Origin of the sequence: Streptomyces sp. NPDC050423 (assembly GCF_040655445.1) — a bacterium.
GTDB lineage: Bacteria > Actinomycetota > Actinomycetes > Streptomycetales > Streptomycetaceae > Streptomyces.
Genome location: NZ_JBFAJY010000001.1, coordinates 144,893 through 156,671 on the forward strand (window position 1 = coordinate 144,893; position 11,779 = coordinate 156,671).

The window sequence follows — 11,779 nt, forward strand, 5'->3', positions numbered from 1 at the left end:
GTCCGGATCCTGAGATGTTTACGGGGGACCGGGGGTGTACCCCGGGAAATACGGCATCAGCCGACATCGAGACGCAGGAGATCCTCCTCCGTCTCGCGCCGGACGATGACCCGCGCCCGCCCGTCGCGCACGGCGACGACGGGCGGGCGCAGGGCGTGGTTGTAGTTGCTCGCCATGGAACGGCAGTACGCGCCGGTGGCGGGGACCGCGATCAGGTCGCCGGGGGCCAGGTCGGAGGGCAGGAAGGCGTCCTTGACCACGATGTCGCCGCTCTCGCAGTGCTTTCCGACGACCCGGACGAGCATCGGCTCGGCGTCGGAGGAACGCGAGACGAGCGCGACGCTGTACTCGGCGTCGTACAGCGCGGTGCGGATGTTGTCCGACATGCCGCCGTCGACGCTGACGTAGGTGCGCAGCCCCTCCAGGGGCTTGATCGTGCCGACCTCGTACAGGGTGAAGGCGGTCGGTCCGACGATGGCGCGGCCCGGCTCCACGGAGATGCGCGGGGTGGCGAGCCCGGCGGACTCGCACTCACGGGTCACGATGTCGCCGAGCGCCTTGGCGATCTCGTACGGTTCGCGCGGGTCGTCCTCAGGGGTGTACGCGATGCCGAGGCCGCCGCCGAGGTCGATCTCGGGCAGTTCGACGCCGTGCTCGTCGCGCACCTCGGCCAGGAGCTGCACCACGCGCCGGGCGGAGACCTCGAAGCCGGCCATGTCGAAGATCTGCGAGCCGATGTGCGAGTGGATGCCGATCAGTTCGAGGCCGTCGAGGGTCAGCGCCCGCCGGACGGCCTCCGCGGCCTGTCCGCCGGCCAGTGCGATGCCGAACTTCTGGTCCTCGTGCGCGGTGGCGATGAACTCGTGGGTGTGTGCCTCGACGCCCACGGTCACCCGGATCTGCACGGGCTGGCGCCGGCCGAGCCGCTGCGCGATGTGCGCGACCCGGGCGATCTCCTGGAAGGAGTCGAGCACGATCCGCCCGACGCCCGCCGTGACGGCCCGCTCGATTTCGTCGACCGTCTTGTTGTTGCCGTGGAAGGCGATGCGCTCGGCGGGCATCCCGGCGTCCAGTGCGGTGGTCAGCTCGCCGCCGGAGCAGACGTCGAGGTTGAGCCCCTCCTCCTGGAGCCAGCGCACGACCGCGCGGGAGAGGAAGGCCTTGCCGGCGTAGAAGACGTCGGCGCCGGGGCCGAAGGCGTCGGACCAGGCGCGGCAGCGGGCCCGGAAGTCGGCTTCGTCGAGGAAGTAGGCCGGGGTGCCGAATTCCTCGGCCAGCCGGGCGACTTCGATCCCGCCCACGGTCAGTGCGCCGTGTTCGTCCCGGGTGACGGTGCGGGACCAGACCTTCTCGTCGAGGACGTTGAGGTCCTCGGCCGGGGCGGTGTAGTGGCCCTCGGTCATGACGTCGGCGTGACGGGGGCCGGCGGGGTGTGCGGATCGGCTCATCGTGTTGCTCTGCTCTCTCGGGTCTCTCAGAGGTAAGGGGGCGCGCTGATGCCGAGCAGGGACAGGCCGCCTGCCAGCACCGTCCCGGCGGCTTCGGCGAGGGCGAGCCGGGTGCGGTGGGCGGCCGAGGGTTTCTCGTCCCCGGCGGGGAGCGGCGACGCGGCGTCGTGGAAGTCGAGGAACGCGTGCGCGACCGCTTCGAGGTGGCGGGCGAGCCGGTCGGGTGCGCGGTGGTGCGCGGCGGCGGCGAGGACGGCGGGGTGGTCCGCGATTACGGCGAGCAGCGCGAGCGCCTCGGCGCCCGCCGTGTCGCTGGTGTCCTGCGTGTCGCGGGTGTCCTGCGTGTCGCCGGTGTCCTGCGTGTCGCCGGTGTCCTGGCCGGGGGCGCTCGTGAATCCGAGCCGCTCCGCGCCGCGGCTGAGCGCGTGGGAGCGGGAGTGGGCGTAACGGACCAGGAACAGGGGGTTGCCCTCGCCCTGGACGAGGAGGTCGTCGCCGAGCCGGGCGCGGTCGTGACCGGCGGGCCGGAGCAGTCCCCAGCGGGTGGCGTCGGGCCCGAGCCGGCCGAGCAGTTCGCCGGCGGTGGCGCCGACCGGGACCGGCCGTATCGCCGTCAGCGGTGTGGGGGGCCGTCCGTGGGCGTCGAGGGTGATGCCCAGCCGTGCCCAGTCCGGGTCGGAGGCCTCGTCGCAGCTGACGCGTACGGGCGCGCCCTGCGCGCGTACGAGCCGGCGCACCGCGTCGGCGGTGACCGCGGCCCGGACCTCGCGGGCGTGGCTGAATTGCAGCGGTGCCCCGGCGAGCGCGTCGCCGTGTCCGTAGCGCAGCCCCTGCTCCCGCACCCGTCGCAGGAGCGCGCAGTGCGCGTCGGCGGAGGCGTCGAGGGTGAAGTTCAGGAAGCCGGGTCCGGTGATCTCGACCCGTCCGATCCCGGGCGCACCGGCCATTCGCTCCCGCAGGATCTCGGCCACCTCCCGCGCGGACCGCGCGGCGGGTCCGGCGAGCTGGAGGGCGACGGCGCTGGCGTAGTCGCCGCGTCCGCCCGGCCTGGTCCTCTCCACTCGCACGCGCGCGGGCACGGGCGCGCGCAAGGCGTCCTCGTCGACCGCGCGGCGCACGGCGCGCAGCACGGTCGTGGAGAGATCGGCGGGGGTCACGGGACAAGCGTATGGGAGGGAGGGGGGCCTTTCGCGAACCGGTTTCGCCATCCGGTCAACCGGCGGCGCTCTCCGCCCGCCCGGCACCCTGTCTGCCGTCGAGTACCGGTGGCCGGCCGCGCTCCATCAACTGCCGTACGACCCGCACCAGCTCGCTCGGCTCGAAGGGCTTGGCGAGGAAGGCGTCGACTCCCGCCGCGACCCCGTTGTCCACCTCGTACGGCGTGCAGGCGCTGACGATCGCCACGGGCAGATGCCGGGTCCGCGGATCGGAGCGCAGCCTGGTGGCCGTCTGCAGACCGTCCAGCCGGGGCATGACGACATCGAGCGTGATCACATCGGGACTGACCCGATGCACCAGATCCAGACACTCGACACCATCGGCCGCGGTCACGACCTCGAAGCCCTCCAGCTCGAGATTGACCCTGATCAACTGCCGGATGACCTTGTTGTCATCGACAACAAGCACGCGGCCGCAAGCCCCTGACACCCTTCGAGAGTAGGCGGGGCGGAGGGGCTGCGTCCGGGATTTGCCCACTTCCGTCCCCGGACGGATGGCGGCGAAGGTTGGCCGGATGTGTGTGCGACCTGCCCGGCAGGGCGGGGGGCGCTCGACGGGGGCGCGGAAATACCTGTTCACGGGCACCGGGCGGAAGCTGGTAGTGTTTCACCCGTCGCAGAGCAGCACAGCGATACGCCCCCGTAGCTCAGGGGATAGAGCATCGGCCTCCGGAGCCGGGAGCGCAGGTTCGAATCCTGCCGGGGGCACCTTGCAGAAGGTGCCGAATAGACCCTCTGATCAGCGGAAACGTTGAACAGGGGGTCTTTTTCATGCCGGTTTGGGGCCATGCGGCAGGGGCCGCCGCACTTCACGTTCCGCAGCGACACGATCCGGCCCCGGCGGGGGCCTCGTTTCCCCGATGACCGACATTAGTGTGCGGCGCACAGTATCGTCTCGCGCGTGGGCACCGAAGAACTGATCCTCAGCCAGGCCCAGGAGCTACGCCGCGGCACGGTCGTCCTGGCCTGCCTGGCGCTGCTGGACGAGCCGCAGTACGGCTACGCACTCCTGGAGACGCTCGGCGGCGCCGGCATCGCCGTCGACGGCAACACCCTCTACCCGCTGCTGCGCCGCCTGGAGAAGCAGGGGCTGCTCATCAGCGAGTGGAACACCGACCGGTCCAGGCCGCGCAAGTTCTATCGGATCAGCCCCGAGGGCGCCCGGGTCCGCACCGGGCTGCTGCGCGAGTGGCAGACCCTGGACGCCGCGATATCACGACTGACCAAGGGGGAACGTTGAGTATGTTCCAAGCGTCCGACACCGGCACGCTGACCGACCGTTACGTGGCGGAGGCCGTCCGGCACATCCCGGCCGCCCGGCGCGGCGACGTGGCCGACGAGCTGCGCGCGACGATCGCTGACACCGTCGAGGCCCGCGGTCCTGCCGACCCGGGGGCCGCCGAGCGCGAGGTGCTCACCGAGATGGGCGACCCGATCCGGCTCGCCGCTCAGTACGCGGACCGGCCGCCGGTACTGATCGGCCCCGGGTTCTACCCGACGTACATACGACTCCTCGCGGCCCTGCTGCTTTCCGTGCTGCCCGTGGTCATCGCCGTCAGCGCGGCGCTCGACATCGTGGACGGCCAGGGGGCCGCAAGGGTGATCGGCGGGGCCGCCGGGGCGGTGCTCACCGTCGGCGTCCCGATGGTCGCCTGGCTCACCGTGGTGTTCGTCCTGATCGAGCGGTCCGGTAAGCGGTCCGCCGCGTCCGGCGGGGCGTGGACGCCCGACGACCTGCCCGACCGCCGCGCACAGAAGAAGCGCGGCGCCACGGCCGGTGCCGGGATGGCGTGGCACGGGCTGCTGCTCGCCCTGATCGTCTGGCAGCACACCGCGCAGCCGTACCGGACCGACGCCGGCACCCACCTCGACGTACTCGACCCGGGCCTGTGGTCGGGCTGGATCTGGCCGATCCTGGCCGGCCTCGTCGGGCTCGTGACACTCGACGCGATCCGGGCCCTGCGGGCGCCGACGCGCTCGCTCGCGCTCTGGAACATCGCCGCCCAGGCGGCGTTCACCCTGCCGATGGCCTGGATCCTGTACCGGCGGGAGTTCTTCAACCCGGACTTCCTGTCCGACGTCAACGGCGGCTGGCAGGCCCCGGACGCCTTCTGGACCGTGGTGGTCCTGGTGGTCCTGGCAGGGGGCGCGCGCGAGGTGGTGCGGCGCTTCCGCGAGGCGTAGTTCCTCCGGAACGGTTCCGGCCGGAACCGCGTTGAAGCCGAAGGGCGGCCTGCTCGCGGCCCCCGGGGCGGAAGGGGAGGGACTGTGCACACCAGCACGGTGCCGGACCATCCGGCGCAGCGGCGCGTCGAAGAGGTCCTGGCGGAGTTGACGGGATCGGGCGTCGAGACCGGGGTGCAGGTGGCGGCCTGGCACGACGGCGAGTTGGTGGTCGACGCGTGGGCGGGGACGGCCGATGTCGCCGAGGGGCGGCCGATGGAGCCGGACACCCTGGTGCCGGCCTGGTCGACAGGCAAGGGTGTGGCGGCGGCCCTGGTCGCGGTACTGGTGGACCAGGGGGTACTGGCGTACGACGCCCCCGTGGCGCGCTACTGGCCGCAGTTCGGCGCGGCGGGCAAGGAGCGGATCACCCTGGGGCAGGTCCTCGGCCACATGGCCGGCCTGGCCCGGCTGCCGGCGGACCTGACCCCGGAGCGACTGCTCGACCTGCCGGCCGTGGCCGACTGGACGGCCGGGCAGCGGCCGCAGTGGGAGCCCGGCAGCGCGTTCGGCTACCACGCCTGGACCTACGGGGTGCTGCTGGCCGAGATCCTGCACCGCGCCACCGGCCGGACCTGCGACCAACTCCTGCGCGAAGAGCTGGCCGGTCCGCTCGGGATCGGTGACGAGCTGCTGTTCCACGCCCCTGCGCACCTGGCGTCCCGGGTGGCCACTTGTTACGACGGCGGCTGGGCCGCGCGGCTGGAGCGGATGCCGCCCGGGGCCCCGTTCTTCGACTGCGTTCCCCACGGGGTGCTGCCGGTGGCCGAGTTGGGCAACCGTGCGGACTTCCGGCGTACGGCTCTGCCGGCCAACGGGATCATGACCGCGCGCGGGGCCGCCTTCCTGTACGCGGTACTGGCCTGTGGCGGTGAGCTGGAGGGCGTACGGCTGCTGTCGGCGGCGACATTGAAGGAGGCGACCACGGAGCGGGTCAGCGGGGTGGACAGGATCATGGGCACCACCTCCGCCATGGGCGCGGGCTTCGTGATCGGGGACAGCGGAGCGAAGCCGATACGCCCGGCGGGCGGCTTCGGCCACAGCGGCTCGGGCGGCAGCACGGCCTTCGCCGACCCCGCGCACCGGTTCTCCTTCGCTCTGGTCAAGAACCGGATGACCGTGCACGGTCTGGACGGGCGGCTGGCAAGGGAGATCCGCGCGGCGCTCGGCATCGCGAGCGACTGAGTACCCGGTCGAGGTGAGCGGCAGCGGGCAGCCGTGCGGTGCCGCGGGCGGGCGGGCTGTCGGGCGGCCGCGTCAGGCCGGTACGACCCGCACGTCGTACTGCGGAATCCAGCGGTTCCGGGTGACCAGCACCATCCCCTCGGCCTGCGCCTGCGCGATCAGCATCCGGTCGAACGGATCGGTGTGCACCATCGGCAGCCGGCCTGCCCGCACCCCGTGCGCGGCGGTGACGGGCAGGCTCCTGAACGGGAGATCCCGCACCTGCTCGGCCAGGTCCCCGGGGCCTTCGACGCTCCCGAGGAACTGTTTGACGGTGATCTCCCACGGGGACACCGCGCTGACGTACACGGCAGGTTCGGTGTCCAGGAGTTCCTTGAACGGTGCGGACAGCTGCGGCGAGTCGGCGATCCACCACGTCACGACGGACGTATCGAGGAGAAGTCGCATCAGCGCATCCCCAGGGCGTCAGCCACCGAGGCCGGCGCATGGTCGAAGTCGGCGGGGATGCGGATACGGCCCCGGAGCGAGCCCCGTCCCGGCCGTCGCACCTGAGGCCGAGGCGGCAGCGTCCTCTCCACCGGCCGGCCCGCCCGGCTGATCACGACCGGCCGACCGCCGGTCAGCAGCGTCAGCGTGCCCAGGAATCGCGGCTCCGCGCTGTGCACGTGACGGCGGAGCAACCTCTTCCACAGCGCCCTCACGATGAGATCACCGGACCGGCCGGGGCCTGAACCCGGCTCTCGGCGGCCGGTGTTGTACGTACGGTCAGCGGCTCGGCCGCGTGCGACCGCAGAGCCGGGCCTCCGTCGCACAGGGCGATGACGACTACCGGCCCTCCCGACGCGAACCGCTCGCTCCGGACCGCGCGGACCGTGCGCCAGGTGCCCCACGCGCGTACGCGTTGACCGGGCCGGACGGATACCGCCGCGATCCGCGCCTCCCCGGGGGCGGGGGCGTCGCTGGGATCGGCACCAGGGGCCAGCAGCTCCGCCCAGACCGTCTTGCCGATCCCGGCCCGGCGCTCGTCCACGCCCCACCGGTGGGCCAGAGCCGCTACGAGCAGGAGCCCGCGCCCTCCCTTGTCCAGTTCACCGGGCCGCCGCACCTCCGGCCGGCCCGCACCCGCGTCGTTCACCTCCAGGCGCAGGAGTTCGCCCCTCCCCCGGCACTCGATGCGTACGCCCACCAGGCGGTCACCGGGCACGGGTACGCGTACGTGCGTTGGTCAGCAGCTCGGAGAGGACCAGCTCGCCGTCCTCCGCCGCTACATGGGTGGCCCGCCACTCCCCGAGCTTGGGCGCGGAGCACCGCCCGCGCCTTGGGAACGCTGCTACGACAGCGAGAGAGTCTGAAGGTCACTTGGTTCCGTGTAGCCATGGCAGCTCCAAGAAGGGCGACATCGGCCAGAATTCCCGCCGCCCGCGCCGGAGCAGGTGATCTGATTGCCGGCATCCGAAACGAGGAAGACTGAGGTCATGGAGAAAGCAGACCTCTACTCGATCGACCCGTCCACACTCCCCTGGCAGAAGAGCAGCTTCACGGCCAACAACGGCCAATGCTTCGAGCTGGCCTCCTGTGCTTCACCCCCGGCGAATGGCGCGCCTTCAAGTCAGGCATGACCGCCGGAGACTTCGACAACCTGTAGGCAAGGGAACTCTCACCAACGGCGGCAGCACGAACAGCGGGCGCCAGAGCACGCCAAGCCTGGATACCTTCACGTCTCGGTGCGGCGGTGCTTACGGTTTGTGGGTCACCCAGATCATTTCCGCCGGCCAGCGGTGTGCCCAGTCAGGCGGGTCGGTCTGGTTGTAGCCGTTGGCTGTTGCGGGTCCGGGCCGCGGCTCGATGAGGTCGTCGATGACGAGACCTGCGCCGCGCAGGACCCTGATCCAGTCGCCGTAGGTGAGCTGATAGCTGACCGCGCCCTGGTCCTCGGCGATGGCGTCCAGCCCGAAGTAGTCCTGGTGCAGCGTCGCGGTTGCGCGGCCGGCGGCTTCGTCGTAGCACGCTTCGAACCATGGGCTGGCGACGTTGAACACCAGGCGCCCGCCGCGGCGCAGGACGCGTGCGGCCTGCGGGACGGCCAGGTGCGGGGGCGCCCAGCTGAGCCCGCCGTAGTCACAGAACACCAGGTCGAAGCTGTCGGCGGCGAACGGGAGGTGTTCGGCGGCGCCTTGCACCAGCGGGTAGCGGGCCGCTCCCATCGCGCGAGCCGCCGCGGCGAGCTGGGCTTCGGACAGGTCGAGCCCGACCACGGTGGCGCCCTCGGCGGCGAGCGCCCTGGACCACTGGCCGGCGCCGCAGCCGAGTTCGAGGACGCGCTTGCCGGTGACGTCACCCAGGGCGTGCAGGTGCGCGTCGGGGATGGAGTACGTGCCCCACAGCCGGGGCGTTGCACCGATCTGCGGGTCGTGCTCGTGCTGGTAGGCGCTGCTGATCCCGTTCCAGAACCGCCGGTTGGCAGAAATGCTGTCCACGCGCCGACTCAAGCACTGGCCGCCGGGGACGGTCAACACGATTGTGCTGCGACCGGGAAGGTTCACTGGTTCACGGGTGTCCTCTCCGGCTGCCGATGCGATCAGGAGGCGTGGTGAGACCATGGGTTCAAGGCGGGCGGTAACAAGATGACCAACAGGTGCATCACCTTGACCGCTACTCCGAAGTGCCGCGTGGGCCGGCGACGACATGGAGTGGCACGCGCCGGTCTTCGGCGCGGACGTAAACGGGGCGTGACCGAGATACGCGTCAAAGGGGCAACGACGTGATCTTGGAGGCCGAACCGCCGCTCGGACGAGCCGCATGTCTTTCCCGGGAGCCGCGGGCCGGACGTAGAGCATCACACGCATCAACCTAGTTAGAGTTAGAGCATGGACACGAGCTCTATCCCTAGTTAGAGTTAGAGCATGGGCTTTCGTATGACGCTACAGACCCAGCTGGTGCTGCAGGCGCTGCTACGTGACCCCGCCCGCGAACTCTATGGGCGGGAACTGTCAGAACTGACCGGACTCATGCCCGGCACCACCCACCCAATCCTGCTGCGGCTGGAGACCGAGGGGTGGCTCACCTCTCGGAAGGAGGACATCGACCCCCACCTGGAAAAGCGGCCCGCCCGCCGCTACTACCGGTTCACGGCGAACGGCGCAGCCCAGGCCAGCGCCGCCATGGCCACTGCCCGCCGCCCTCGCAGCACCGCCCTGCGTGGCCTGGCTGAGGAAGGCGCGACCTCCTGATGGCCTCTCTTCTCCGTAAGCGACGTCAACAGTCCCTCAAAACCGCAGCGCACAGCCTCGGTACCGTGGTCGCGATCACCGTCACCGGCATGCTGGTCGGTGCCTTGACCGGTTTAACCGGTAGGGAACTTGGCATGTTCCATGTCGACGTCGGCGCGAGCGACTTCGAACCCATCGTCCTCGGCAGCCTGATCGGCCCTACGGCGGGGGGTGTTGTCGGCAGCAGCACACTGGCCATCAGTGCCTTCTTCAAAGGCTTCCGCCGGAAACTGCTTGCGGCCACCGAGCGCGTCGGCCGATGTCTTAACTTCCTCGCGGTCCTAGGCGTCTGTTTGACTCCCGTCAACGTCTACATGTTCCTGGTAAATGATCCCTGGAATGACCCCGCCCTGAGCCTCGGCAGCCGTATCACTCTGCTGATCACCTGTGGAGTCGCCTATGGGATCGACGCGGGTATCGCACTCGGCCTCATCGTCGGTCTGCTCGTCGGGTTTTCCCTGGCCGTCGTTGTCCTGGGCCGGGTCTCGGCCGGGTTTATCCGCTCGGCCCGTAAGCGACCGGAGTCGGTGCCAGCGGACCTGATCGACGGCGCGTGCGACCCCTGGCCGATTCGAACGGCCGCGGCCCTCATGCCCCCTGAGGCCGGACGACGGTGGCGGGACGACTTCAACGAGGCCCGCTACGACTACGAGGATGACCAGCACGCCAAGCTGCTACGCGACTTCCTTCTTCACGCCCCGGCCGTTGTCGTCTGGGCCTGGATCGCCACCCTGCAGCACCGCATGCGTGGCGCCGGCTCCTCCCAGGGGCGCCGATGATGACGTCTGGCTCCGCCGTCGAGCCCCCCCACCAGTCGCCTGCCAGGCCGACGGGTCTCCTTCGGCCTGGCCACAACCATCGTGGCCACTCCTTCGGGCATCGCGTTCGCCAGCCCCACCCTGGCCGCGGTCTTGGCCAGTGCCGAACTTGCTCTCCTGCTCACGGTTCTCCTCACTGCCGTCTTCGCCCCGGCCACCACCAGCGAACGCGCCTTCCGCCTGCTGCGCTGGATGACCGGTCGCCCCGAGCCGGATCAGCCCACCGACCCGGCCAGAGCCGATAACCCAGGTGGTTGAGAATCGATCTCGTTACATGGGCTTGGCCCGGCGTGCCGCAGTAGATGAGTACACCTCGCCCTGGCGGCCGGATCGGTCCGCCGCAGGTCGCGCCGAGCACGGTCGGGCCTCCGTCGCAGTAAGTCCGGCATTTACCGCGACGGGTCGGCCCCCAAGATCATCCCGTTGCCCCTCTGGCGCGTACCTCGGCTGAACCCCTGAACTACTTCACCGCGGTCGGACAGGTCCAGCTCGTCTCCCCGCCGCATGCTGTCCTGGCGGCACCAGGACCGCACGGTCTCGACGGGCATGGCGTTCACCGGGCAGGCCGGGCAAACAAGCGTACGAACGACCGGGCACTGCGCTCCAAGCTCCAAGCTCCAAGCTCCAGAAGAAGGGTACGAAGTCCGCGAAGCGGCGGGCGAAGAAGGCCGGAGTGCCGGTGATCTACATCGACCCGGCGTACACCAGCCAGGAATGCTCCCAGTGCCACCACACCGCACGCGCGAACCGGCCTGCCCAGGCCCGCTTCGCGTGCAAGGCATGCGGCTTCGTCGAGCACGCGGACCACAACTCGTCCTGGCGGGAGGCGGAGTACGAGGCGGTAGATCTGGTTCCAGCCCGCGGAGGAGTCGTACCCGGTGTGGGCGCTCACGACCAGGTTCAGGTCATGGGTCATCTTGAGGGCGCCGATCTTCACCGCGGCCTCGCGCTCGTCGGCCGTCAGCTTCAGTCCATGTCTGAATCACTGGATGCCCGGATGCGGGACGAGATCGACGATCAGGTCGCGGAGGCGTTCGACGCCTACCTGGCCGACAGGCTGGCCAAACCCGGGCCACTGCGCGCGTCACTGGCAGGGAGGCGCGCCGGCGTTGACGGTCCGTGGAGCAAGATCTCGCCGACCCGCCGACCGCAATCGGCCCGTAGGGTCCGGCCCCCGGACAGGGTGGAGCCGAGAGCGAAGACGTAGGCACCGGCGATCCAGTACTCACAGGCGATCCTTGAAACACTTTCCGATATGGGCATATGATTGCTGCCATGGCACGAGCAGCGACGACGTCAGACGTCTTCAACGCCATAGCCGAGCCGCAGCGCCGAAACATACTGGCGCTGCTGCGGGCAGGCGAACGGCCGGTGACGGAGGTCGCCGAGGAGCTGGGGATGACGCAGCCCGGGGCGTCCAAGCACCTGCGGGTGCTCCGCGAAGTAGGCCTGGTGCGGGACCGCAAGGCGGGCAAGCAGCGCCTGTACGACCTGGACGCACGTGGGCTGCGAGCGGTTCACGAGTGGACCGGCGGGTTCGAACAGTTCTGGAACGAGAGCTTCGACCGGCTGGACGCATACGTACAGGAACTCAAGCAGGACGGGCAACAGGAGTAGCT

Annotated in this window: 14 protein-coding genes and 1 tRNA gene; 9 read left to right on the plus strand and 6 right to left on the minus strand. The window is 70.4% G+C overall.

Annotation, left to right across the window (positions count from 1 at the left end):
- Positions 1-56: 56 nt before the first annotated feature.
- From lysA to AB0I52_RS00570, 3 genes are read right to left on the minus strand one after another with little or no spacing between them, the layout of a single operon-like run.
- Positions 57-1,448, minus strand: coding sequence for a diaminopimelate decarboxylase (gene lysA, locus AB0I52_RS00560; protein WP_363067496.1), 1,392 nt, complete (start codon positions 1,446-1,448; stop codon positions 57-59).
- Between the two features lie 26 nt (positions 1,449-1,474).
- Positions 1,475-2,605 carry an ArgS-related anticodon-binding protein NrtL gene (gene nrtL, locus AB0I52_RS00565; protein WP_363067498.1) on the minus strand — a complete coding sequence of 377 codons (1,131 nt, stop codon included), beginning with the start codon at positions 2,603-2,605 and terminating at the stop codon, positions 1,475-1,477.
- A 55-nt stretch (positions 2,606-2,660) separates the two neighbouring features.
- On the minus strand, positions 2,661-3,074 hold the full coding sequence (locus AB0I52_RS00570) for a response regulator (RefSeq protein WP_362963116.1): 414 nt from the start codon (positions 3,072-3,074) through the stop codon (positions 2,661-2,663).
- A 227-nt stretch (positions 3,075-3,301) separates the two neighbouring features.
- Between AB0I52_RS00570 and AB0I52_RS00575 the strand changes: the two genes are divergently transcribed.
- The 4 genes from AB0I52_RS00575 to AB0I52_RS00590 all read left to right on the plus strand — a co-directional run bounded on the left by AB0I52_RS00575 (position 3,302) and on the right by AB0I52_RS00590 (position 6,073).
- A tRNA-Arg gene (locus AB0I52_RS00575) sits at positions 3,302-3,373 on the plus strand.
- Positions 3,374-3,566: 193 nt separating this feature from the next.
- Positions 3,567-3,905 carry a PadR family transcriptional regulator gene (locus AB0I52_RS00580; RefSeq protein WP_363067500.1) on the plus strand — a complete coding sequence of 113 codons (339 nt, stop codon included), beginning with the start codon at positions 3,567-3,569 and terminating at the stop codon, positions 3,903-3,905.
- A gap of 2 nt (positions 3,906-3,907) precedes the next feature.
- Entirely contained in the window at positions 3,908-4,849 is a 942-nt protein-coding gene (locus AB0I52_RS00585; protein ID WP_363067502.1) for a hypothetical protein, read from the plus strand.
- 84 nt (positions 4,850-4,933) lie between these two features.
- The gene (locus AB0I52_RS00590) at positions 4,934-6,073 is read left to right on the plus strand and encodes a serine hydrolase domain-containing protein (protein ID WP_363067504.1); all 1,140 of its coding nucleotides are present in this window, start codon (positions 4,934-4,936) and stop codon (positions 6,071-6,073) included.
- Between the two features lie 72 nt (positions 6,074-6,145).
- On the opposite strand, the gene AB0I52_RS00595 is transcribed toward AB0I52_RS00590, so the two are convergent.
- From AB0I52_RS00595 to AB0I52_RS00605, 3 genes are all read right to left on the minus strand, one after another.
- The gene (locus AB0I52_RS00595; protein ID WP_363067506.1) at positions 6,146-6,520 is read right to left on the minus strand and encodes a type II toxin-antitoxin system VapC family toxin; all 375 of its coding nucleotides are present in this window, start codon (positions 6,518-6,520) and stop codon (positions 6,146-6,148) included.
- 250 nt (positions 6,521-6,770) lie between these two features.
- Positions 6,771-7,277 carry an ATP-binding protein gene (locus AB0I52_RS00600; protein WP_363067508.1) on the minus strand — a complete coding sequence of 169 codons (507 nt, stop codon included), beginning with the start codon at positions 7,275-7,277 and terminating at the stop codon, positions 6,771-6,773.
- Positions 7,278-7,809: 532 nt separating this feature from the next.
- On the minus strand, positions 7,810-8,550 hold the full coding sequence (locus tag AB0I52_RS00605) for a class I SAM-dependent methyltransferase (RefSeq protein WP_363067510.1): 741 nt from the start codon (positions 8,548-8,550) through the stop codon (positions 7,810-7,812).
- Positions 8,551-8,976: 426 nt separating this feature from the next.
- Between AB0I52_RS00605 and AB0I52_RS00610 the strand changes: the two genes are divergently transcribed.
- The 5 genes from AB0I52_RS00610 to AB0I52_RS00630 all read left to right on the plus strand — a co-directional run bounded on the left by AB0I52_RS00610 (position 8,977) and on the right by AB0I52_RS00630 (position 11,777).
- The gene (locus tag AB0I52_RS00610) at positions 8,977-9,303 is read left to right on the plus strand and encodes a helix-turn-helix transcriptional regulator (RefSeq protein ID WP_363067512.1); all 327 of its coding nucleotides are present in this window, start codon (positions 8,977-8,979) and stop codon (positions 9,301-9,303) included.
- A gap of 65 nt (positions 9,304-9,368) precedes the next feature.
- Entirely contained in the window at positions 9,369-10,121 is a 753-nt protein-coding gene (locus AB0I52_RS00615) for a hypothetical protein (protein ID WP_363067514.1), read from the plus strand.
- Between the two features lie 81 nt (positions 10,122-10,202).
- On the plus strand, positions 10,203-10,418 hold the full coding sequence (locus AB0I52_RS00620; RefSeq protein WP_363067516.1) for a hypothetical protein: 216 nt from the start codon (positions 10,203-10,205) through the stop codon (positions 10,416-10,418).
- A 415-nt stretch (positions 10,419-10,833) separates the two neighbouring features.
- A complete protein-coding gene (locus AB0I52_RS00625; protein WP_363067518.1) occupies positions 10,834-11,367 on the plus strand; it encodes a zinc ribbon domain-containing protein in 534 nt (177 codons plus the stop codon).
- Between the two features lie 68 nt (positions 11,368-11,435).
- The gene (locus tag AB0I52_RS00630; RefSeq protein ID WP_363067520.1) at positions 11,436-11,777 is read left to right on the plus strand and encodes a metalloregulator ArsR/SmtB family transcription factor; all 342 of its coding nucleotides are present in this window, start codon (positions 11,436-11,438) and stop codon (positions 11,775-11,777) included.
- Positions 11,778-11,779 lie beyond the last annotated feature (2 nt).